20 protein-coding genes are annotated in these 21898 nt (G+C 72.2%); 13 read left to right on the forward strand and 7 right to left on the reverse strand.

All coding sequences use genetic code 11. The annotated features are described in order from the left end of the window. Positions 1-44: 44 nt before the first annotated feature. Together ABGA98_RS16645 and ABGA98_RS16650 are read right to left on the reverse strand one after the other, a co-directional pair. Positions 45-806: an SDR family NAD(P)-dependent oxidoreductase gene (locus tag ABGA98_RS16645; RefSeq protein WP_347619200.1), complete on the reverse strand. Its 762-nt coding sequence runs from the start codon at positions 804-806 to the stop codon at positions 45-47. Positions 807-850: 44 nt separating this feature from the next. Continuing rightward, a complete protein-coding gene (locus ABGA98_RS16650; protein WP_347619201.1) occupies positions 851-1384 on the reverse strand; it encodes a GNAT family N-acetyltransferase in 534 nt (177 codons plus the stop codon). Positions 1385-1504: 120 nt separating this feature from the next. On the opposite strand from ABGA98_RS16650, the gene ABGA98_RS16655 reads away from it, so the two are divergent. The 3 genes from ABGA98_RS16655 (at position 1505) to ABGA98_RS16665 (ending at position 3838) form a co-directional block, all read left to right on the forward strand. Further along, entirely contained in the window at positions 1505-2341 is an 837-nt protein-coding gene (locus tag ABGA98_RS16655; RefSeq protein ID WP_347619202.1) for a MurR/RpiR family transcriptional regulator, read from the forward strand. Positions 2342-2353: 12 nt separating this feature from the next. Then, on the forward strand, positions 2354-3202 hold the full coding sequence (locus ABGA98_RS16660; RefSeq protein ID WP_347619203.1) for an aldo/keto reductase: 849 nt from the start codon (positions 2354-2356) through the stop codon (positions 3200-3202). A 108-nt stretch (positions 3203-3310) separates the two neighbouring features. Continuing rightward, positions 3311-3838, forward strand: a complete 528-nt coding sequence (locus tag ABGA98_RS16665) for a type II toxin-antitoxin system prevent-host-death family antitoxin (protein ID WP_347619204.1) — start codon at positions 3311-3313, stop codon at positions 3836-3838. On the opposite strand, the gene ABGA98_RS16670 is transcribed toward ABGA98_RS16665, so the two are convergent. After that, entirely contained in the window at positions 3839-4021 is a 183-nt protein-coding gene (locus ABGA98_RS16670) for a DUF1918 domain-containing protein (protein ID WP_347619205.1), read from the reverse strand. A 90-nt stretch (positions 4022-4111) separates the two neighbouring features. Then, positions 4112-4978: an NAD(P)-binding domain-containing protein gene (locus ABGA98_RS16675; RefSeq protein WP_347619206.1), complete on the reverse strand. Its 867-nt coding sequence runs from the start codon at positions 4976-4978 to the stop codon at positions 4112-4114. A 60-nt stretch (positions 4979-5038) separates the two neighbouring features. Here ABGA98_RS16675 and ABGA98_RS16680 point away from each other — a divergent pair, with 60 nt between their 5' ends. From ABGA98_RS16680 to ABGA98_RS16705, 6 genes are all read left to right on the forward strand, one after another. Then, on the forward strand, positions 5039-5701 hold the full coding sequence (locus ABGA98_RS16680) for a TetR/AcrR family transcriptional regulator (protein ID WP_347619207.1): 663 nt from the start codon (positions 5039-5041) through the stop codon (positions 5699-5701). Between the two features lie 156 nt (positions 5702-5857). Further along, complete coding sequence (locus ABGA98_RS16685; protein WP_347619208.1) at positions 5858-7384, forward strand: CehA/McbA family metallohydrolase; 1527 nt, start codon at positions 5858-5860, stop codon at positions 7382-7384. Between the two features lie 27 nt (positions 7385-7411). Beyond that, positions 7412-8422, forward strand: coding sequence for an extracellular solute-binding protein (locus ABGA98_RS16690; protein ID WP_347619209.1), 1011 nt, complete (start codon positions 7412-7414; stop codon positions 8420-8422). Next, positions 8422-10116 (forward strand): iron ABC transporter permease, encoded by a 1695-nt coding sequence (locus ABGA98_RS16695; RefSeq protein ID WP_347619210.1) that lies wholly within the window; start codon positions 8422-8424, stop codon positions 10114-10116. The genes ABGA98_RS16690 and ABGA98_RS16695 overlap by 1 nt, the downstream gene beginning before the upstream one ends. Positions 10117-10129: 13 nt before the next feature. Further along, positions 10130-11170: an ABC transporter ATP-binding protein gene (locus tag ABGA98_RS16700; protein ID WP_347619211.1), complete on the forward strand. Its 1041-nt coding sequence runs from the start codon at positions 10130-10132 to the stop codon at positions 11168-11170. Positions 11171-11395: 225 nt separating this feature from the next. Beyond that, on the forward strand, positions 11396-15445 hold the full coding sequence (locus ABGA98_RS16705; RefSeq protein WP_347619212.1) for a hypothetical protein: 4050 nt from the start codon (positions 11396-11398) through the stop codon (positions 15443-15445). A 54-nt stretch (positions 15446-15499) separates the two neighbouring features. Here the strand turns inward: ABGA98_RS16705 and ABGA98_RS16710 are convergent, their stop codons facing one another. After that, complete coding sequence (locus tag ABGA98_RS16710) at positions 15500-15775, reverse strand: hypothetical protein (protein WP_347619213.1); 276 nt, start codon at positions 15773-15775, stop codon at positions 15500-15502. Positions 15776-15894: 119 nt separating this feature from the next. Between ABGA98_RS16710 and ABGA98_RS16715 the strand changes: the two genes are divergently transcribed. Further along, positions 15895-16875, forward strand: coding sequence for an acetylxylan esterase (locus ABGA98_RS16715; protein ID WP_347619214.1), 981 nt, complete (start codon positions 15895-15897; stop codon positions 16873-16875). Between the two features lie 54 nt (positions 16876-16929). On the opposite strand, the gene ABGA98_RS16720 is transcribed toward ABGA98_RS16715, so the two are convergent. Beyond that, entirely contained in the window at positions 16930-17217 is a 288-nt protein-coding gene (locus ABGA98_RS16720; RefSeq protein ID WP_347619215.1) for a Fe-S cluster assembly protein HesB, read from the reverse strand. A gap of 241 nt (positions 17218-17458) precedes the next feature. Between ABGA98_RS16720 and ABGA98_RS16725 the strand changes: the two genes are divergently transcribed. Beyond that, positions 17459-18442 (forward strand): PRC and DUF2382 domain-containing protein, encoded by a 984-nt coding sequence (locus ABGA98_RS16725; RefSeq protein WP_347619216.1) that lies wholly within the window; start codon positions 17459-17461, stop codon positions 18440-18442. A gap of 175 nt (positions 18443-18617) precedes the next feature. On the opposite strand, the gene ABGA98_RS16730 is transcribed toward ABGA98_RS16725, so the two are convergent. After that, positions 18618-20375, reverse strand: coding sequence for an exo-alpha-sialidase (locus ABGA98_RS16730; RefSeq protein ID WP_347619217.1), 1758 nt, complete (start codon positions 20373-20375; stop codon positions 18618-18620). Positions 20376-20605: 230 nt separating this feature from the next. Between ABGA98_RS16730 and ABGA98_RS16735 the strand changes: the two genes are divergently transcribed. Next, positions 20606-21505 (forward strand): hypothetical protein, encoded by a 900-nt coding sequence (locus ABGA98_RS16735; RefSeq protein WP_347619218.1) that lies wholly within the window; start codon positions 20606-20608, stop codon positions 21503-21505. Between the two features lie 69 nt (positions 21506-21574). Beyond that, positions 21575-21868 (forward strand): hypothetical protein, encoded by a 294-nt coding sequence (locus ABGA98_RS16740; RefSeq protein WP_347619219.1) that lies wholly within the window; start codon positions 21575-21577, stop codon positions 21866-21868. Positions 21869-21898: the final 30 nt, after the last annotated feature.

Raw genomic sequence — 21898 nt, forward strand, 5'->3', positions numbered from 1 at the left:
GACCCGACCCGGCCGCCGAACCGGCCCGGTCGGCGCGCCTGCGGTCAGTTCGGAGGGTCGAAGCGGCCGTCCACGGCGGTCCAGCCGCCGTCGACGTACAGGACCGAGCCGGTGACGAAGCTGGCCGCGTCGCCCGCCAGGTAGACCACGGCCCCGGCCATCTCCTCCGGCGCCGCCCACCGGCCGAGCGCGCTCTTGGCGGCGTACGCGTCGTACCAACCGGGGTCGTTCTTGATCTGCTCCGTCAGCGGCGTCTCCACCACGCCAGGCGCGATCGCGTTCACCCGCACCCCGTGCGGCCCGAACTCGGCCGCGGCGGTCCGCAGCAGCTGCACCAGCCCCGCCTTGGTGGCGGAGTAGACGCTCTGCCCCGGCTCGGTGACGGACGCCCGGATCGAGGCGAACCCGATGATCGAGCCGCGCCCCCGCTCCACCATGCCCGCCCCGAACGCCCGCACCACGTCGAACGAGCCCCGCAGGTTCAGCCTCACGACCCGGTCGAACTCCTCGCCGGTGTAGTCGAGCAGCCGCTTGCGCACGTTGGTCGCGGCGGTGAACACCAGGACGTCGGCGGGCTCCTCGCCGGCGAGCCGGCGCACGGCGGCGGAGTCCAGCACGTCGACCAGCCGCGCACGGCCCGCGCATCGGCCGGCGGTCTCCTCGGCCGCGGCCAGGTCACGGTCGGCGCACACCACGGACGCCCCGTGCGCGGCCAGCGCCAGCGCAGCCTCCCTGCCGATCCCGCTTCCCGCCCCGATCACCACGGCCCGCCGCCCGTCCAGGCGGAACAGCGCGTCATATCTCATACGAGGCACCCTAACGACTGGTCAGACCAGTGCACCAGGTCCGTTCACGGCCGCCAGTCGGAGCGCAGCAGTTCGTACTCCACCTCGCCCTGGTCGGAGCCGGGAAGGGGGTCGGGCCAGTCCTCGAAGAACGTGCGGACGAACGTCAGCCCGCATTTCTCCATGACGCGCCGGGAGCCGAGGTTGACGGCCATCGTCTGCGCGAACACCCGGCGGGCCCCCTGCTGCTCGAACGCCTCGCGGATCAGCGCCCGCGAGCCCTCGGTCGCGTACCCCTTGCCCCAGGCCCGCTTGTGCAGCCGGTAGCCGAGCTCGGGTTCGTCGGCCGGCCCGCCCTCGGGCGCGCGCAGGTGGAACCAGCCGATGAACTCCCCCGAGGACTTCTCGGCGGCGGCGAAGAAGCCCGTCGCGATGAACCTGGGCAGCGTCTCGCCGACGATCACCTCGCGCGGCGTCGGCTTGCCGCCGTTGAGGTAACGCATGACGTCGGGGTCGTTGTGCAGGGCGAGGAGCAGGTCGGCGTCGGACTCGGTGAAGCGGCGCAGTGTCAGCCGCTCGGTCTCCAGGTGAACGTGCACGGGGCAACGGTAGCCAGCGGGTCGTACGGGCTCGACTGATTTTCGCGCGGCCGTCCGCGGGGCCGGGCCGTCGGCCGGCCGCCGCGCGGGCGGAATTTCGTTCTCTGCTAGCCTTCCGCTGTGGAACGAAATTCTCTGTCCGCGGCCGTGCGCGCCCGGATGCGAGGGCTGCACGCGGCCGAGGCCCGGGTCGCGCGGGTGGTGCTCGACCAGGGAGTTCACCTCGTGCACCTGAGCGTGATCGACGTCGCGAGGCTGGCCGGCACGTCGGCGTCCACGGTGGTGCGGGCGTGCCGGCGGCTGGGGTTCCAGGGCTTCCAGGAGCTGAAGATCACCGCCGCGCGGGACACGCCGCGGAGCGCCGACCCGCAGGACGACCCCGATCCCGCGGCCCGGGTGCTGGCCGCCACCGTCCGCGCCGCCCAGGAGGCGCTCGGCGGGCTGGACGTCACGCTGTCGCGCGCGAGCCTGCGCGACGCGGCCGAGGCGCTCAGTCGGGCCTCCAGGGTGCTCGTCGCGGGGACAGGCCTGTCAGGGGCCACGGCCACCGACGCCGCCTACCGGCTGCGCGCCCTCGGCCTGCCGGTGGATCTGCCGCCCGACCCGCTCACCGCCCAGCTCGCGGCCGAGCTGCTGCCCGAGCCTTCCGTCTGCCTCGCCATCAGCCACAGCGGAGCCACCCGGTCCACCGTCGACACCGCCCGCCGCGCCGGAGCGGCTGGGGCACGGGTGGTGGCGATCACCAGCTACGCCCGCTCGCCGCTGACCGAGCTGAGCACGTGGGCGCTCGTCGGCGGCGGGCAGGACCTCGTCTTCGGCATGGAGGCGGTCGCCAGCCGCCTGGCCCACCTCACCATCGTCGACGCGCTGTCGATGCTCGTGCTCGGGCTGCGCGGCGGCCCGGCCGAGCGGGCGGTGTCGGCCTCCGCCGAGGTCACGGCAAGCCACAGCTACTGAAAGGGGGCCGGGTTGACCGGCGACAGCTTCGACATCGCGGGTGTGCTGCGCGTCAGACGCCTCGGATACGGCACCGGCATGCTCACCGGTCCCGGCTACTGGGGGCCGCGCATGGAGCCCGGCCAGGCGGTGGCCCTGCTGCGCCGCGCCGTGGAGCTCGGCGTCACGCTCATCGACACGGCCGACAACTACGGCCCCGGCCTGGCGGAGGAGCTGGTCGCGCGGGCGCTGCACCCGTACCCCGGCGGGCTGGTGCTGGCGACGAAGGGCGGCGTGGTCCGCACTGCGCCGAACGTCTGGCACGTCGCCGGGCGGCCCGAGCGGCTGCGGGCCATGTGCGAGGCGAGCCTGCGCCGCCTGAGGACCGAGACGATCGACCTCTACCAGCTCCACCGGCTCGACCCGGAGGTGCCGATGGCCGACCAGCTGGGAACGCTGGCCGAGCTGCGGCGTGAGGGCAAGATCCGGCACATCGGCCTCGACACGGTCACCGCCGGGGAACTGGCGCGGGGGCTGGAGATCACGGAGATCGCCTCCGTGCAGAACCGCTACAACCTGCTCGACCGGGAGTCCGAACCGGTGCTGCGGATGTGCGAGGAACGAGGGCTGGCGTTCCTGCCGTGGTTCCCGCTGGGGAACGGCGCGCTGGCCGGGCCGGGCGCGGCCGGACCGGCGAAGGTGGCGCGGCGGCACGGCGCCACCGCCGGACAGGTGGCGCTGGCGTGGCTGCTGCACCGTTCGCCGGTCATGCTGCCCACGCCCGGCACGGGCTCCCTCGCCCACCTGGAGGACAACCTCGGCGCGGCGCACGTCTCGCTGACCCCCGACGATCTCGCCGTCCTCGACCGGCTCGGCGGCTGACGGCCGCCGCGCGTTCACGTTCCCCGGAGACGGCCCGGGGGTGCCGGTTCCGTACGGATTTCGTCGGGCGGCTTGCGGGAGTTTCGTAAGGAGGCTTCCGATCTCCGGATGATCAACATGGCACGGCCCGCGTACGACGAGCTCGTGGCCCGCCTCGGGGCGCCGCTCGGCGTGGAGGACGCCCGCGCCCGCTGGGGTGCGCTCGTGCGGGAGGCCAGGAGCGGCGCCATCACACTGATCACCCGGGAGCGCTCGGAATGGGCCGCGCTGGTGCCGCTGTCGGAGGTCTCCGGGCTGCTGAGCGGCCTGCCGCTGGTGCCGGTGTCGACGGCCCGCGGCAGGCTCGGCGACCTCGTACGCCAGGTCGCCCATCCGTACGAGCAGGAGCCGGTGCTGCTGTCCCGGCACCGACGCCCCGTCGCCGCCCTGGTCGCGGCCGCGCGGCTGGCCGACGGCCCCGCTCCGCGCCATCTGCCCGCCGCCGACGTGATGCTGCTCGGCGGCGGCACGATCGTCCTCGCCCTCGACGAGCACGGGCGGACCACCGCCAGCGTGCGCGACCAGGAGGGCGCCGAGGTCGCGTTCGGCTCGGGCGGCAACATCGCCCAGGCACTCGACGCGCTGGAGGACGACTGATCAGGCCGGCCTGATCACCGCGTCGGGTCCGGGGAAGACGAGATGCTCGCTCCCGTCCTCGAACCTGACGATGTAGGGCGGGGTACCGTCAGGGCCGCGGATCTCGATGATCTCGCCCTTCCTGTCTCCCTGGCCCACGACATGACCGTGGACGATCAGCGTGTCGCCGACGTTCGCCTGCATGGTGACTTCCCCTCGGCCGGCTCTGGAGGCTCACCCCCACATTGCACCAGGTGGGCGGCTTCGCAAAGACGACTGGCCGTGGGGGCGGGGTCAGCGTGCGAGCTCTTCCACGATGCCGGTGAAGCCCTCGTCGCCGCGGCCGTCTGCGATGCGCCGGTTGACGAGGGCCAGCAGGTGTTCGAACTGGCTGGTGCCGAGCTTGGCGGCGGCGCGTAGCCGGACGAGGTGTTCCAGCACCGGGGCGTGCTCGGTCAGCGAGGCAGGGCCCCGCGGGTAGGAGCGGTCGCGCACCTCGCGGGCCGTCTCCTGGGCCGCCGCCACGACGTAGCCCATCTGCTTGGCCGCGAACGGCGCGAACGTCTCGGGCTCGACGCCCCCGGTCCCGTTGGCCAGCGCGAGGGCGTTCAGGTAGGCGAGCGTGGTGTCGTACCAGAGGCCGAGCAGCGCGAGGTCGTACAGTCCGGCCTGGCCGGGGTCCTCGCCGACGTGGTGGGCCGTCCCGAGCGGCTCCAGTGCCGGACGGCAGGCCGCGAACGCCCGCGCCGGGCCGCTGTAGATCAGCGTGGCGGCCAGGGTGCCGATGTCCTCGGGGCCCGCCTGGACGACCGCGTCGAGATGGACGGCGCCGTGCTCGCGGGCCCACGCGGCGCTCTCGCGGGCCTCGTCGGGGGTGCCGGTGGAGAAGTCCGCCAGCGTACGGCCGGCCGCGGCCTCGCCCCCGGCGGCCAGCACCTCCATGACCGCGTCGTGGCCGGTCAGGCAGAGGACGACGAGGTCGCTCGCGGCCATGGCGTCCGCGACCGTGCCCGCGTGCCGCGCTCCGCCGGCCACGAGGGGGGCGGCCTTGGCGGGGGAGCGGTTCCAGACCGTGGTCGGGTGCCCGTGCTCCAGGAACGTGCGGGCCAGGGCCGCGCCCATGGCGCCGAGGCCGAGCACCGTCACGGAGAGATCGTTCATGGGGAGTCCTCCTTATTACATTACGGGTCGAAACGAAACATAAAGGTTAGACTCGGGCGCGTGCAACCACGTCAGGAGGGGCGGGCGCCGCGTGCGGGCCGCCCGCGCGACCCGCAGATCGGCCGGACCGTGCTGGACGCGACGCTGGCGGTGCTCGACGAGGCCGGCTACCCCCGGCTGACCATCGAGGAGGTCGCCCGGCGCGCGGGCGCGACCAAGCCGGCGATCTACCGCCGCTGGCCCGACCGGCGGCGTCTCGTCCTGGCCGCGCTGGCGACCCGGCTCGGCACAGCCCGCGCGCCCGACACCGGGTGCACGCTCTGCGACCTCAACGAGGGGATCAACGTCTTCGTCGCGGCCTTCCGGCGGATCAGGCCCGGCGTGCTGGGGCCGCTGTTCGCCGACTGCGCGGCCGAGCCGGAGGCGCGCGAGACGTTCATGACGACGTTGTTCGACCCGCCGAGAGCGGCGGTGGCCGAGATGATCGAGCGTGCGGTGGCGCGTGGCGACCTGCGGGCCGACCTCGACCGCGAGCTGGTGCTGGACATGCTGGGCTCGCTGGTGCACTACCGCGCGCTGTTCGGGCACGCGCCGGTCACCGGGGACCAGGTGGAGAGCGCCGTCGCGGCGGTGCTGGGCGGGATCGCCACCGACTACCCGGCACTGCTGGCGCACAGCCGCGAGGTCGCGGGCGATCCGCGCACCCACGCCGGCCACGGGTAGCCGGCCCCACCTCGTGAACGGCCGGCGCCCTTCTGGGGCACGCCCGGCTCGCGGGTAGACAACAGATTGCCCTTATGTCTTAACAAATGTTGACATGCCGTTCATCTGCTGGATAGAAAGCATTAACCATCCAGACAGGACGGAGGCGGGCACCGCATGATCGGGGGGACCGAGCTGCTCTCGGTGGTGACCACCCTGCCGGAGCCGGCGTTCGACCTGCACTACCTGCACTATCCGCTCGACGTCCCCGACGGGGTGAGCGAGCTGGAGCTGGTGCTGGAGTACGACAAGATCGTCGACGTCGTGCAGATCTACGCCGTGCTGCTGGAGCCCGACGGCACCTTTCGCGGCCATGTCCAGTGCCCGGGAGGTCCCGGCCCGCGCCGGCTGGCGATCAGGGTGGGCGCGGACGGCGCCGGTCCCGGCTGCGTCGCCGGGCCCGTCCCGGCCGGCCGCTGGACGGTGCGGCTCGACCTCGACCGGCACAAGGCGGCGGCGCCGTACACGCTGACCGTACGCGCGGCACGGACCCCCGCCGGGCCCGCCGCCGGCGCGGTGACCGAACCGGAGCGCGGCGCGGCGACCGGCGCCGCACCCGGCGCGGCGACCGAAGCGGCACGCGGTGCCGCGGCGGTGGCACGCGGTGTGGCGGCCAGGCCGGGAGGCCGTGAGGCGCGGCCGCGGGGGGCCGTCGGCGGCCCCGGCTGGTACCGCGGCGAGCTGCACAGCCACTCCGCGCACTCCGACGGCCGCCGGCCGGTCGCCGACCTGGTGCGCGCCGCCAAGGAGGCGGGCCTCGGCTTCCTGGCCGTCACCGACCACTTCACCGCCGCCCACTGGCCCGATCTCGACGCCCATGACGGCATCGTGCTGCTGCACTCCATGGAGCTGACCAGCCACCGCGGCCACGCCAACCTGCACGGCCTGACCCGCTGGGTCGACACCTACGTCGACCGTCCGGACCACACCATGGTCGACGTCGCGGCCGACGTGCACGAGCAGGGCGGCCTGGTCTGCGTCAACCACGCCTTCAGCGGAGACCAGGCCTGGCGGCGCTTCGACACCCCCTGGGACGCCGTCGACCTCATCGAGATCGCCCACCTCCAGCAGGGCGCCAACAACGACGCCCAGATCGGCCTGTGGGACCGCCTGCTGACCTCGGGCCACCGGGTGATCGGCGTGGCGGGCAGCGACTGCCACGACCCGGCCGACCCCGGGCAGGCGCTCGGCCAGGTGGTCACCGTCGTGCACGCGGACGAGGGCAGCGAGCACGGCATCGTCGAGGGCCTGCGGCGGGGGCGCGTGCGCGTCTGGCGAGGCGCGGACGTCGACATGCACGTCAACGGCGCCCCCATGGGCGCGACCGCCGCCGCGCCCGGCGGGCGGGTCCAGGTCGACGTGGACGTGCGGGCGGACGAGCCCGTCGTGGTGTTCGTGCTGCGCGACGGGCTGCTGATCAACGTCGTCCCCGCGGCCGACAAGCGGGGGGAGTGGCAGCGGATCACCGTCGAGGACCGCCTCGCCGCACCCGGCGGCCCCAGCGCCTGTTACCGGGCTTATTACCGGGCGGAGGTCCACGCCGACCCCGGCAGGAACGACCCCCAGTTCTGGGCGAGCTCCCTCAGGGACCACAGCTCGCTGCGGGCCGCGGGCAACCCCGTCTGGGTGCGCCCTGACGGTTGAAACCCCCCTCGTGTCAGGAGAGAGTTCATGCGGTATGCCACCACGCTCGGCGCCGGCGTGCTCGCGCTGGTCCTCACGGGCTGCTCGGGCGTGCTGACCAACAACGCCACCGCGGGCAAGAGCGACGACAAGACGGTGACGCTCTACTCGGTGAGCGGCCCCGAGGTGACCGACCCGATCCTCGCCGCGTTCAAGGCCAAGCACCCCGACATCAAGGTCAACAAGATCGGCCTGCCGGGCACCGGAGAGGCGTTCGCCCGGGTGCGGGCCGAGAAGGACCGGCCGCTCGGCGACGCGATCTGGGGTGGCTCGTCGGAGCTGTACACCGCCAACGCCGACCTCATCGCCCCCGTCGAGTTGCCGAACGACGCCGCCACCGTGGCCAAGGACCCCGCCCACATCTGGCACGCCACCGACCTGCTCTTCCAGGCGATCGCCGTGAACACCGACAAGTTCCCCGACGCGGCCGAGCACCCGAAGACGTTCGAGGACCTGGCGGAGCCGGGGTACGCGGGTGGGAAGGTGGCCTTCGCCACGCCCAAGTCGTCGGGCACCTCCTACAGCCTGCTCACCACCATGGTGACCCTGCACGACTGGGACTACGTCGACCGCTTCGTCAGGAACGCCCGCATGCTCGACGGCTCGACCGCGATGTTCAACATGGTCAAGGACGGCGAGGTCGGCACGTCGTTCATCAACGAGGACCTGGGCGCCAAGTGGATCGACGCCGGCGTGAAGATCAAGCTGATCTACCCCGAGGACGGCGTGTCCGGCCAGATCGGCTCCGCCGGCATCATCAAGGGCGCCCGGCACGAGGCGGCCGCCAAGACCCTCGTGGACTTCCTCATGTCGAAGGAGGCCCAGCAGATCATGGTCGACCAGGTGCAGCGCCGCTCGTCGCGTGGCGACGTGCCCGCGCCCAAGGGCCTGCCGGCGGTCGAAGGGCTCAAGCGGGCCGACGTCGACGAGAAGTGGGCGGCGGAGAAGAAGGACGAGATCCTCGCCAAGTTCGACGACGCCGTCAAGAGCGCCGGTTGATGGCGGCCTCCACGACCGCGCGGGGACGGCCGGGCCGGCGGTCCCGGTCGAGCTGGCGCGACCCGTGGCGGCTCGCCGGGCTGATCGCGCTGCTCATCCTGCTGATCTTCATCGTCTACCCGCAGTTGTGGATCGTCCGGGCGGCGTTCACCGACGACGCGGGCGCGTTCACGCCGGCCAGGTTCGGCGCGTTCGTCACCGACGCGCGCTTCACCGAGCCGCTGCTGCACAGCGTCGTCGTCAGCCTGGCGGTGGGGGCGGGCGCGGCGCTGGTGGCGGTGCCGCTCGCGTTCGTCGTGGCGCGTTACCGCATCCCCGGCCGGCAGGGCGTGCTCACCATGCTCACGATGGCCACCACCTCGCCGCCGTTCCTCGGCGCGTACGCGTGGCTGCTGCTGCTCGGCAGCGGCGGCATCATCACCAAGGCCGCCAGGGAGGCCGGCCTGCCCCTGCCGTTCGAGTCGATCCTCGGGGTCGGCGGGATCATCTGGGTCGGCGTGTGGTTCACCTTCGCGCTGATCTTCCTCATGGTGTACGACGCGTTCAGGGCGGTGGACCCGGCGCTGGAGGAGGCCGCGGCGTCCGTCGGGTCGACGCCGTGGCGCACCCACGCGAAGGTGACGCTGCCCCTCGCCGTGCCCGCCATCGCCACCGGCTGCTACCTGGCCGCGATGCGGATCTTCGCCGACTTCGGCACGCCCATGCTGATCGGCGGCGGCTACTCGATGTTGCCGGTCGTGGTGTACCAGAACTTCATGTCCGAGGTCGCCGCCAGCCCGGGCGTGGCCGCCACGGCCAGCCTCATGATGGTGCTCGTCTCCGGGCTGGCGCTGGTGGCCCAGCGCAGGATCGTGGCCAGGCGGTCGTTCGCCGTGACGGGAGGCAGGGGCCAGCCGCTGCGGGAGCTGCGCCGCGGCCCCAGGGTGCTGGTGCTGACCGGCATCTGGACGGCGCTGCTGCTCGGGTTCGTGCCGCACCTGGTGGTGGTGCTCACCAGCTTCCTGCGCTGGCAGTCGGGCATCCTGCAGTGGGAGCCGACGCTGGAGAACTACCGGCGGTTGTTCGAGGAGTCGTTGCAGCCCATCGTGCTGAGCTTCGTCTTCGCCGGCATCGCCTGCCTGATCGCTCTCGTGCTGGGCGTCGTGGTGGCCTACATCGTGGCGCGCAAGCGGTTCATGATCTCAGGGCCGCTGCTGAACAACCTCGTCATGGTGCCGTACATCCTGCCGGGCACGGTCTTCGCGATCGGGTTCATCCTGGCCTTCAACCACCTGCCCGTCATCCTCACCGGCACCGCGCTGATCATCGTGGTGGCGTACTTCATCCGGCGGCTGCCGTACGTGATGAAGTCGATCGAGACCGCGCTCGGGCAGGTGCACCCGTCACTGGAGGAGGCCGCGATGAGCGTGGGCGCGCCGCCGCGGCGCAGCTTCCGCGACATCGTCGTGCCGATCATCAGGCCCGCCGTCATCTCCGGCGGCACCGTCGGATTCCTGCAGATGATCACCGAGCTGTCGGCCACCGTCATGCTGTACGCGGTGCCCTGGGTGACCATGACCGTGGTCATCTTCACCAACGCGATGCAGCCGGGCAGCCCGTTCGGCGTCGCCTCGGCCATGACCACGGTGCTGCTGGTCTCGGTCTACGTCCCGCTCTACCTGCTGCGCCGTCGCTACAAGACGGTCTCCCTGTGATCCGGAGCTCATCATGGACATCAACATCGAAGGGATCTCCAAGACGTTCGGGGAGACCACCGCGCTCGAGTCGGTCGACCTGTCCGTGCCGTCGGGGCGGCTGGCCACCCTGCTCGGCGCGTCCGGCTGCGGGAAGACCACACTGCTGCGGATCATCGCCGGGTTCGAGACCGCCGACACCGGCGCCATCCGCTTCGGCGAGCGCGACATCGCCAGGGTCCCCGTCTGGAAGCGCCGCATCGGGTTCGTCTTCCAGAGCTACGCGCTCTGGCCGCACATGACGGTCGCCGAGAACGTCGCGTACGGGCTGCGGCTGCGCAAGCTGCCGAAGGAGGCCGTCGCGGACAAGGTGGCCGCGGGCCTGGCCATGGTCGGGCTGACCGGCAGGGAGCAGCACCGGCCCGGCCAGCTCTCCGGCGGCCAGCAGCAGCGCGTGGCCCTGGCCAGGGCGCTCGCCCTCGAACCGGACGTGCTGCTCATGGACGAGCCCCTGTCCAACCTCGACGCCAAGCTCCGCGTCGAGATGCGCAGGGAGATCCGCCGCATCCAGCAGGAGACCGGCATCACCGCCGTCTACGTCACCCACGACCAGGACGAGGCCCTGGAGATCTCCGACCTGGTCGCCGTCATGAACGGCGGCCGGGTCGAGCAGATCGGCGCCCCCGAGGACGTCTACGAACGGCCGGAGACCACGTTCGTGGCCTCGTTCGTCGGCAGCGTCACCCTGCTGCGCGGCCAGGTCACCGACGACGGCGAGCTCGCGCTCGGCAGCGGCGGCAAGGTCGGCTTCGGCCGGCCGCTCGGCCCGGCCGGGGCCGCCGTGCACGTGGCGCTGCGCCCCGAGGACCTGCGCATCGTCGAGAGCGGTCAGGCCCAGTTCACCGGCAAGGTCGTGCGCAGCAGCTTCCAGGGCGGCACCAGGGAGTCGGTCGCCGAGCTGCCCGGAGGGGAGCAGCTGGCCTTCGAGCACCGCCGCCCCCTGTCCACCGGCGCCACCGTGGGCCTGGTAGCCGAGAGGTTCACCGTCGTCGGCAGGGACACCGGCGTCGCCTGAGGGCTCGTCACCGTCCGCATCTTCCCGGCTGGTGGCCGCGGCTCCACCCCTACCAGCGCGGACGCGCCCTGCCGGCCGCTGCGGCGGTGACCGTGAGTGATCGTCCGGGTCAGAAAACTGGAGTTCCAATGTCCGAACCAGTTTGACGGCCAGTGAGGGGATGTGGTCGGCTCGTGACCTATGTTTCTGATGGGATGAATTAGACCGGTACGGGGAGAACGCTACATGCCGCACGCCTTCCTGCGCGTGCTCGTCTCGACGTCCATCGCAAGTGCCGCGGCCCTGGTGGCCGTGCCGCCGGCCGTCGCAGAAGCCGAGATCACCCCAGCTGGGGTCGCATCAGCCGCAGTCCAGACGGAAGCGGCGAAGGTCCGTCCCGTGCCCGCCGTGGAGGAGCCGGCGCCCGCCACGGTCACCGTGCCCACCCGCGAGTCGCTCGCGCTCCGGCCCGCCGGCGACGACAAGGTGGGGCCCCAGGCGCCCGAGGTGACCACCTCCGCCGGCCCAGGGCTCGTCCAGGAGATCACCGCCGAGGCCGCGGCCGTCCAGGAGGAGCAGGGGCTCGGCGCCAAGGCGCCCGACACGCGTGACGTGCTGCCCGACACCTCCCAGGCCGAGACGCTGACGCTCATCAAGCCGCTGGCGTCCGTGCTCAAGACGTTCGGCAAGCTCGGCAAGGCCGTGCCGGGGCTGACGTACCGGCTCTGCGTCGAGAGCGAGAGCGTGCCGGTGTCCTGCTCGATCTCCAAGCCCGTCGGCGTGCCGGTCGCCGCCGACGTCACGGGGGACGTCAAGCCCGACCTGGCCGCCGACCTCGTACCCACCGCCAGCCCCGCCAACGGCTCCGTCGGGCTCGGGTTCGCCGTCAGGCGGCTGTCGCAGGAGAACCTCAGGGCCCGCGTCTGGGCCGAGTACGACGGCAAGGTGTCGGTCGGGTTCGACGGATTGAAGCGCGGATCCTCCCTGTCGGCCAGCGACTGGGGGAACTTCACCGTCGACATGGAGGGCAGGCGGGTCAAGGCGAGCATCACCCGCAAGGAGCCCGGCGAGTCCGCGGCCATGATCGCCGGCATGACCGGGCGCAGCGCGGTGAGCCTGCGCCAGACGCCCGCCACCGAGAAGCTGACCGTCAACGCCGCGCTCGACACGCCCACCCTGGACGTCGCCGCCTCCTCGCCCGCCACGCTGGACGCGCTCGCCGTGAACGGCCGCCGCTTCGTCCACGCGGTGCTCGACAAGATGGCCGCCCGCGCCGAGGTGAGCCTGTCCGGCGGCCAGATCCGCTTCACCAGCTCGTCGAGCGTCCCGCGCGCCCGCCTGAACTCCTTCACCTACCGCGACGGGCGGCTGTCGAAGGTGGTCAGCGCCGAGCTCGAACGCGTTCCGCGCTCCTTCGTGGCGAAGTACGGCTCCGGCAAGAGCAAGCAGACCGTGTCGGTCGACGCCGGCCCGGGCCGGTCGCGGGCCGGGGCCGCCAGCCTGCTCTATTACGACAGGAACGCGTCCCAGACCGTGGTCAGGACGGAGCTGAGCGCCCTGCCGGCCAAGGTGCGCCTGGTCAACGACCTGACCAGGCATCGCGTCACGCACAAGACGAGCTCGCCGGTCGGCAGGTTCGAGGCGGTGCTGCAGCGTAACGGGGGCGCCATCTCCAGCCCGCGCGGCGGCCACGTCACCATGATCAAGAACGGTGCCGCGGTCGGGGTCTCCGCGCTGCTGTCGGGCCTGTCCGAGTTCGACGTCACGTACGGCGGCAAGCCGCACGCCCACCTGGAGGTCGACTCCGGCGGCCGCTCCTTCACCGGCGCGGCCAGTCTCGACGGCACCCACGTGGCCAGGATGGAGATCTCGAACACGCCCGCCACCGTCGACATCACGCTCGACCCCGCCGCCAGGAAGGCGGCCTTCCGGGCCAGCGGCGAGATCAAGCGCATCCACGCCGCCTACGCCAACCTGAAGTCCGGCCCCACCGTGGACGGCACGCTCGTGGGCGTGCGCGACGACGTGAAGGCGTCATGGGAGCTGGGCGAGCGGTCCACGATGCGGATCGCTGCGCCCAGGAAGCTCGACGAACTGCGGATTTATGCCAATAAAGCGTACGTGAAGCAGCCGACGGGCGAAGACCTGCAGGTGACCGCCAAGGGCTTGAGCAAGCAGGCCGAGCTCGTCGCCGACACCAGGGCGGGAACGCTCACCTGGACCGCCGCCGACCCGATCGACAAGGTGACGGCGCTGGCCAGGGTCAAGCTCGGCGACCGCTACGTCAGGGCCGCCGCCGACGTACGTGACGTGCCGGCCCGCTTCGACGCCTCGTGGAACGCCACGTCCTCCCGCTTCCGCGGCCAGTCGGGCCCCGTCGGGACGGCCGAGCTGGCCTTCACCAACCACGACGGCGCCAAGTCGCCCACCGGCCCCCACCTGGCCGCGCACTACGACGAGGCCTCCGGCGACATGGACGGCAGCGTGCTGGTCAACGGGCTCGAACGCGTCGAGTTCACCCCGGCCGCCGAAGGCTTCACCGCCGACTTCCGCTCGGCCAAGCAGACCCTCGCCGTCGACGCCGACGTCACCCGGGGCGACACCCGCTTCGGCCTGATCGGCACGCTCGGCCCCGCGCCCGGCCGCCTGGCCGTCACCTCGGCCGGCGGCAAGCTCACCTACGAGGGCTCCCGGCTCGACGTGCGCGCCCGCGCCTGGCTGGGCAAGGTCGCGGCGCTCGACCGCATGCGGGCCGCCCCCGCCCTGCCCGGCGGCGGCGTGTCCCTGGTGGACGGAGGCTGCGCCACCGGGTCGAAGGGCTGCTCACCAGGGCCCTTCTGCACGCCGCAGCGCGGCTGCTACGGGCTCCAGGGCTTCCTGGACGTGACCGGGCTGCCCGAGCGGGTCTCGGTCGACCCGGCGGGCAAGACGTTCGGGTTCTCCGGGTTCAACCCCAAGCGCGAGAGCCTGGGCGTCTACCTGGCCAGCAGCGTGCTGGCGCCCGTCCCGATCAAGGCCAGGGCCACCCTGACCGGGCTGCCCTCCAAGATCACCAGCATGGCGCTGGGGCCGTTCGACGTGGCCAAGGGCAACGCCGTGAACGCCGGATACCGCATCGAGCCCGCCGCCACCCTGGGCAGCCTCGACGTGCACGCGGAGTCGGGCGGGGTGCGCGGCAGGGTCGCGGTCGATCCGGTCCCCGCCTCCGTGGCCGTCCAGGGCACGTACGGCGCCAAGACCCGCATCCGCGTGACGAACTCCGCGGCCGTCGAGCGCCTCAGCGCCAAGGTCACCCTGCCCGGCAAGGGCACCGGCGAGCTGCGCTTCTCCGACGTGCCCGCCCGCTTCGGGGTGGACGCCGACGCCTCGGGCGCCGGGTTCGGCGTGCCGGCCGTCACGTACAAGGCGCTGGGCGGCGTCAACACCCTCGACGGCTATCTGGGCGTGGAAGGCGGTCTGATCGACCCGAAGGGCCGCCTCGGGGACGTGGCGGTCGCGGTCAGGAACCTGGCCTCGGACACCACCATCCGCATGAATCCCGACCAGTCGCTCAACCTCGTCTCGAAACCCGTCGCCACCGGCCGTATCACGCTGCGCGCCGGGCTGCGGATGGACCCGGTCGCCAAGCAGCGCATCGCGGTGAGCAAGGAGGTCCCGCACACCAAGGGCTTCCTCACCTACCAGGTGGCCGGCCAGTTCGGGCTCGGCAGGAGCTCGGTCGAGGACGTCGGGCTGTCGGTGCAGGGCATGTCGTGGTTGCGGATCAGGCCGGGCAAGATCCCGTTCGGCATGAAGGCGCCGCCCGTCCTCGGCTACGTGGCGCCCTCCTTCGAGGGGAACTACGGACGGCTGAAGCTCTCCGCCGACGGTGTCGACCTGCGGCCGGACGTCTCCCTGGACATCAGGCTGAGCAGGGACATCGGCAACGACCTCTTCCACGAGTCGGTACGGATCGGCGGCACCAAGTCGCTCGCCATGCGCCGCTACGACCAGCGGATGAGGCGCATCGGGGCCAAGCAGGAGATCAAGGCCGCCGGGTTCAGCGTGGCCTGCCTGACGGTGGACGCCAAGCCCGGCTTCGTCGCCGGGGGCGGCAAGAACTCCATCACCCTGCGCGGCGCCGACGGGCCCCAGATGGTCTCGCTGCTCGACCCCGGCGGCCAGGTGCCGGACTACGCGGTGGACCTGCTGACGCACTTCATGAGCCCGTTCCCGGGCGCGGAGTGGAAGGTGGCGAACACCAAGGCGGGCGCCTGCGACGCCGGCGGCGACTCCTCGCGACCGGAATCCCGCTGACGGCGGGGTCGGCTGGCGGCGCGGTCACGGGTCGGTGCCGGCGGGAGGGAACGGTCAGGGGAGGGAGCGGCCCAGGCGCAGCCGGACGCGGTCCCCGTGCCGCACGCTCTCGCGTACGGTCCACACACGCTCGTCGATGACGGTGCCCCTGGCCGTCATGTAGCCGCCCATCCTGAGCACCGGGCGCCCGGTGTCGTCGTTCACCAGCTGCGCCCGCGACTCGGAATCGTCGCCGAACAGCACGAGGAAGTCGAAGGCGCCGGCGGGGGCGTCCAGGACCAGGCCGGGATAGAGGTGCGAGTAGGGAACTTCGACCACGTGTTCCGTCACGGTGATCGGCTACCCGGCGGAGACGCGTTCGAACAGCCGGCCCGATACGGGGGGCGGGATAGCGCTTTCCAGTGCTATGCGATGAAATGTCATTGTTCCCGCTACAGGTTGGAGACCTCGTGCCCCTGTTCGACATGCCCCTTGAGCAACTTCGCGGCTACCTTCCCGACCGCGACGAGCCCGCCGACTTCGACGCGTTCTGGTCCCGCACCCTGGCCGAGGCCAGGGAGTCCGGCCCGGCCGCCGAGTACGTCCCGTACGACCTGCCCCTCGCCGCCGTGGACGTGTTCGACGTCTCGTTCGCCGGCTGGGGCGGTCACCGGATCAACGGCTGGTTCCTGCTGCCGAAGGGCGCGGACGGCCCGGTGCCGTGCGTGATGCACTACATCGGCTACAGCGGCGGGCGCGGGTTTCCCAAGGACCACCTGATGTGGCCGGCCGCCGGGTACGCGGTGTTCGTGATGGAGACGCGCGGCCACGGCGGCGCCAACGTGGGCAGCCCCGGCGTCACCGGCGACCCGCACGGCAGCGCGGGACCGCAGGCGCCCGGCATGATGACCCGCGGCATCCTCGATCCGGACGACTACTACTACCGGCGCGTCTTCACCGACGCCGTCAGGGCCGTGGACGCGGCGATCGAGCACCCGGCGGTCGACGCCGCGCGCATCATCGTCTCGGGCGGCAGCCAGGGCGGCGGCATCGCGCAGGCCACCGCCGCGCTGCACCCGTCGGTCAAGGCCGCGCTCATCGACGTGCCGTTCCTGACCCACTTCAGGCGCGCGGTCGAGATCACCGGGCGCGACCCGTACCAGGAGCTGGTGCGTTTCCTCGCCACCCGGCGCGACACGGCGGACCAGGTGTTCCGCACGCTGTCGTACTTCGACGGCCTGAACTTCGCGGCGCGCGGGCGGGTCCCGGCGTTGTACTCGGTGGCGCTGATGGACGACGTGTGCCCGCCGTCCACGGTGTTCGCCGCCTACAACCACTGGCAGGGTCCCAAGGAGATCACGGTGTGGCCCTGGAACAACCACGAGGGCGGCGGCGGCTTCCAGTCCGAGGAGCAGCTGCGCTATCTGGACAAGCTGCTCGGCGACGGCTGAGCGGACGCCCGCCGTGCCGGACCGCCGATCGGGTCCGGCACGGCGGAGGCCGCGTCAGGCGCTCTGCTCGGTGACCAGGAAGGACACGCTCCCCTGGTCGTCGGCTCCGGCGTCCAGAGACTTGTCCTCCAGCACGGTGGCAGCCACCGGATCGAGGTAGACCCGAGCTCCTTCCGACTCGACCACCGAGTCCGCCGGTTCCGGGGCGGTGGCCAGGGAAAGGGTGAGCGAACTCGCGCCCTCGCCCTGGGACGAGATGCGGATCCCGCTCTGAGAGGGCTCGGGCGCGGCCGCGGTCAGGTCGCGGATCGCCTGGGCTGCGTTGGCTGTCAGGGTGAGCACTACGGCTCCTCCTCACGTTCGACGTTCACGAGTTGCCTGCCCTTCCCTCCTCGCTCCGGCTCAACCCTTCGTGACCCTTTCTTTACCAAATTCTCAGGAAGGGCGCTGTCGGCACGCCGCCCCTCGGACAGGGTGCGTGATGCCCGGATCAGGCCAAAAACTGCCCGAGAGAACGTGGATTTATGGCGATATGGGGTATTTGTCCTGTTTGAAACCAGGACGAGCGCATTGGGGGATCGTCGTGGCACCGGAAACAGAGATCCGTAACCTGCTCGACTGCCACGTGGTCGGGTCGGACGGTCAGTCGATCGGCAAGGTGGGCCAGGTCTACCTCAATGATCGTTCGGGCGAGCCGGAGTGGGTGACCGTACGCACCGGGCTCTTCGGTATGAAGCAGACCTTCGTGCCTCTGGCCAACGCCCGTCGCTCGGGGGAGGAGATCAGGGTCCCCTTCGACAAGGAGATGATCAAAGGCGCGCCGAACATCGACGTCGACGACCGCCTCACGATCGAGGAGGAGGCCAATCTCTACCGCTACTACGGCATGCGGCCATCGAGTGTTCCGCAGCAGCGTGCCGGCGAACCGCGTAAGGAAAAGGCGCCGGTCACGGGGGAGCGGCCCGACAGGCCCGTGGGCGCGCCCCGCGACGACCTCATCACCGGAGGCGCGGCGGGCGGCCCAGCGGGCAAGGGGACGGCCGGAGAAGGCGCCGTGGGGGAGACGGGCCGCCGGGACTTCGCCGGCAGGACGGCCGGTCCCGGCGTCACCGGCGAAAGGCTCACCGGCGACCTCGCCGACGTCGACGACATCTCCATGACCAGGTCGGAAGAGCGGCTGCGCATCGGCAAGGAGACCAGGGAGACCGGCCGCGTCCGCCTCCACAAGTACGTCGACACCGAGACCGTCCACGAGACGGTGCCGCTCTCGCGCGAGGAGGTCGTGATCGAGCGCGAGCCCATCCGTGAAGGGGACGCGACGGCGACGCAGGAGATCGGCGAGGAAGATCGCGAGATGATCCTGCACGAGGAGCGTCCGGTCGTCGGCAAGGAGAGCCGGCCGGTCGAGCGGATCCACGTACGCAAGCGGGACGTGCAGCACGAGGAGACCGTCGAGGGCCAGATCCGCAAGGAGCGGCTGGAGATCGACGAGGACGGGGTGACCATCGACAGGGACGACGACGGGATGTTCGGCCGCGGCGGGAGTGACCTTCCCCCGGAGCGGTGACATACGGGGCAGTGGCGCCGGACGCGCCGCTGCGGACCTTACAGGCAAAAGCCCCGGTCGCTGGTGAGAGGCATCAGCGCCCGGGCTTTTCCGTGCCGCGTGGCGGGCATCAGCACTCGCGCGGCCGGTGGCGGGCCTCAGTGGCCGGGTTGCTCCGCGCGGCTGGTGGCGGGCCTCAGCGGCCGGGCGCGCGCCGCCCGGGCTCGGCCCCCGCGTACAGCTCGACCTCGTTCAGCATGCTGCACGTGCGGCCGATCTCGGGGTCGCAGTCACGCGTGCGCGTGAGAACGATCTTGACGTGCCGGCCCGTGCCCTCGACCTCCGAGTAGCGCATCGCGTAGTCGGTCCTGCCGGTGACGGTGAGCGCCGGCTCGCCCCAGGAACGGCCGTCCCGTGAGACGTACACGCGGGCTCCGGCCGGATGCCCGGGGCGCAGGCTGAGGCCGATCCGGGTGAAGGCGTACGGCCGGTCCAGATGCAGGACGTAGCGGCCGCGCCCGGCGGCGACCGCGCCCGACCAGTAGGACGTGCTGCCGTCGAAGGCCGCGGCGGGCCGTGTCCTGGGGCGGTGACGGCCGGCCCACGTCATGGTGGTGTCGATCGTGAGGTCGCCGCGCCGGCGCATCGCCGCCAGGTCCAGCAGGCCGGGGCCGGGCGGGGCCACGGTGAACAGGCGGCGCTTGATCGCGTACCAGCCGCCGTGCTCGAATCGGCCGTGCGCCGGGCACGCCGTCTCGTTGAGCAGCCCGTCGGGCCGCACGCCCGGGAGTTTGCAGTTGTCGAAGACCTGGATCAGCCGGTGCGGGCCGACGGCGGCCAGGCCGGTGTAGCCGGACGATCCGTGCGTGTCCCAGATGCCGTCGCGGTTGTGGTACGTCACCCGCGGCTCCTGCCACGCCTCGCCACGCCCGTCGGGGGAGACGGCCAGCCAGTTGTCCGGCCGCCCCGCGCTCAGCACGAGGACGCCCGCCGGGGTCAGCAGCAGTCTCGGCGCCACTCCGCGTACCACGCAGCCACCGTCAGCGGACGGGCCGGCGAGAGGGCCGGTGAAGCGCAGCTCGCGCGCGGGCGACCAGGTGCGGCCGCCGTCCACCGAGCGGCTCTGGCGCAGGGTGGAGTATGTCCCGCCGTCGTGGCGCAGCACGGCCAGCAGGCTGCCGTCCACGGTCTGCGCGAGGGCCGCCTCGGTGTAGGCGAACCCCTCGGCCGGCGTGGCGATCACCCCGCGCCGCGAGAACGTCGTCCCGCCGTCCTCGCTGGCGTACACCTCGGCCTGGTACGCCCCCGTGCCGCTGTAACGGGCGTAGAGCGTGATCAGGATCGTGCCGCCGGCGAGCTGGACCGGCGTCCCGTGCACGGCCCCGCCCGGCAGCAGGTCGCCCGGTGTGGTCAGGGTCGCCTCGGAACGCAGCCAGCTCTCGGCGTCGTCCAGCGAGGACGAGGTGAGCACGCCGAGAGCGGCCGTGTGCGGGCCTGTCCTGGCCGGGTAGTACTCGGTGGCGAAGAAGCGCCCGTCGTGCAGCTCGACGGGCGACTCGCGCAGCGGCGTGCGGCTCGGCGGGCCGAACGTGGCGCCGCCGTCGTCCGAGACCACGGCCGCGTTGGTGAGGGTCACGACCTCGTCGACGTTCGTGGTGTAGGTGACGATCACCTTCCGCTCCGGAGCTCCCCCGCGGCCGGTCACGTCGAGCACCGACACGTTCGGGAAGCCGGCGAAGTCGAGCCGCTCGGAGGCCGTGGGCTCCCGCGCGGGCGGCCGCGGAAAGGGATGGACGAGATCGGGTGAGGAAGCACTGGCGATCAGGTAACCCTCGCTCGCGGCGGGCTGGTCGGGCAGCGGGCAGTAGCCGGGCGGCGCCTGCGCCGGCGCGGGCGCGGCGGGCAGCGTCAAGGTCGCCGACAGGGCCGTGACCACGGTTGTGTGCACCAGCACCGGCCCCGCCTTTCCCCCGTACGCCAACGGTACGGACTCTAGATCACCCCGCGCCGCCAACCCGGCATTCACCTGCGGGGAGTCGCCGGTTCATGCCCGGGCGGCCGATGATTCATGCCATTCGTAAACTGACAGTTGACATAGAACCGCTGTCTGACGACGATCGAGGCGGCACCATTAAGTGTGAATTTACGTAGGTCGAAAGACCGCGGGTTCGGAGGTGGCCCCAGATGAGCATCGAGCCCAGGGCGCAAGTGGCCCCAGAGCGCGTGCTGCCAGGCCCGGTGCCCGTGGCGCCGGAGGCGGCCGCGCAGCAGCGCGTGGTCCAGCGGATCTGCGCCAGGGTGGCCCCCGAGGGCATGGAGATCGGCGTCGGCGACCTGCCGCCCGGCGGGCTGCAGGTGTGGATCGAGACGACGGTGGACGCCGGCGCCGCGCCGGAGCCGTGGGTGCTGCACCACCGCATGGCCCGCGAAGTGGCGCTGGTCGGCTGGCACTGCGAGGCGGACGCCGACCGCCTGCTGGTCCTCGGCTGGAGCGCGGCCTGCCTGCACAACCGCGTGCGCCTGCTGCAGAGCGGGCTGCGCCGCCTGGCCGACTTCGAGCACACCGCGCAGCGCGCCGTGCAGCTCGACGGGCAGGACCCGGACGGCGAGCCGCCCGCGCTGGTGGCCACGACCGTCTGCGCCTCGATCGAGCGGCGGCTGCGCTGGCCGGAGCGGCTGGCCGAGCTCGCCGGGTACGAGCGCAGCTCCGAGCTGCCGCACCTGCAGCTCCTCCTCGCGCAGGTCGCCGGCCTGGAGGCGAAGGTCGCCCGGGCCTGCGAGGAGCACCTCGTCATGGCGCGGGTGCTCGCCCGGGCCGTCTGCGAGCAGTACGCGCGGCACCGCGACCTGCCCCGCGCGCAGCGGGACGTGCTGGCGGAGTCGCGCCGCTGGGTGCACGCCAGCACCATGATCCGTGGCTCGGCCGGCGCCCGGCCGAGTGCTCCAGGCATCGGCCGCCCGCACATGGGGCTGGCCGAACGCCGCATCGCCGCGAGCGTCATCAACCACGGCGTGCCACGCGTGACCCGCGCGGCCGCCGCCCCACGGGCCGAACACCTCGGCCGCACGGAGGACGCACGCTGACCTCGATCCGCTCAAGGGCGAGCGGTCACCCGGAAAACCCCATCCGAGTCCGGTAGGAGAGCTCCCGTCATGCGAACCCCCCCGCACCTGCCCGCCCGCGCCAGGCGCGAGCACCGAGACACCGAACACCGGGACACCGAACACCGGGACACCGAACACCGGGACACCGGGCACGTCCGGCGTCACCCGTACGGCCTGCACGAGATCCCCGCGCAGGCCGGGCCGCGCGACACGCTCGTCCTCCCCGACCCCCTCCACTCCGACGAGCCCGACGAGTACGTCGAGCGGCGGCTGCTCGAGATCAGGGAGATGTCCAACCAGGCCATCGGCTCCATCGACGACCTGCTCCAGCACACTGCCTGAAGTGTGCCCCCATCGAGCGATATCTGATCT

It is taken from the genome of Nonomuraea sp. B1E8 (assembly GCF_039871515.1).
Classification (GTDB): domain Bacteria; phylum Actinomycetota; class Actinomycetes; order Streptosporangiales; family Streptosporangiaceae; genus Nonomuraea.

Bases quoted from the DNA above. Each gene is read 5' to 3' on its own strand.
- ABGA98_RS16645 (WP_347619200.1), bottom strand. From the start codon at position 806: ATGAGATATGACGCGCTGTTCCGCCTGGACGGGCGGCGGGCCGTGGTG.
- ABGA98_RS16665 (WP_347619204.1), top strand. From the start codon at position 3,311: ATGATCAACATGGCACGGCCCGCGTACGACGAGCTCGTGGCCCGCCTC.
- ABGA98_RS16690 (WP_347619209.1), top strand. From the start codon at position 7,412: ATGCGGTATGCCACCACGCTCGGCGCCGGCGTGCTCGCGCTGGTCCTC.
- ABGA98_RS16695 (WP_347619210.1), top strand. From the start codon at position 8,422: ATGGCGGCCTCCACGACCGCGCGGGGACGGCCGGGCCGGCGGTCCCGG.
- ABGA98_RS16700 (WP_347619211.1), top strand. From the start codon at position 10,130: ATGGACATCAACATCGAAGGGATCTCCAAGACGTTCGGGGAGACCACC.
- ABGA98_RS16685 (WP_347619208.1), top strand. From the start codon at position 5,858: ATGATCGGGGGGACCGAGCTGCTCTCGGTGGTGACCACCCTGCCGGAG.
- ABGA98_RS16675 (WP_347619206.1), bottom strand. From the start codon at position 4,978: ATGAACGATCTCTCCGTGACGGTGCTCGGCCTCGGCGCCATGGGCGCG.
- ABGA98_RS16740 (WP_347619219.1), top strand. From the start codon at position 21,575: ATGCGAACCCCCCCGCACCTGCCCGCCCGCGCCAGGCGCGAGCACCGA.
- ABGA98_RS16705 (WP_347619212.1), top strand. From the start codon at position 11,396: ATGCCGCACGCCTTCCTGCGCGTGCTCGTCTCGACGTCCATCGCAAGT.
- ABGA98_RS16735 (WP_347619218.1), top strand. From the start codon at position 20,606: ATGAGCATCGAGCCCAGGGCGCAAGTGGCCCCAGAGCGCGTGCTGCCA.
- ABGA98_RS16670 (WP_347619205.1), bottom strand. From the start codon at position 4,021: ATGCAGGCGAACGTCGGCGACACGCTGATCGTCCACGGTCATGTCGTG.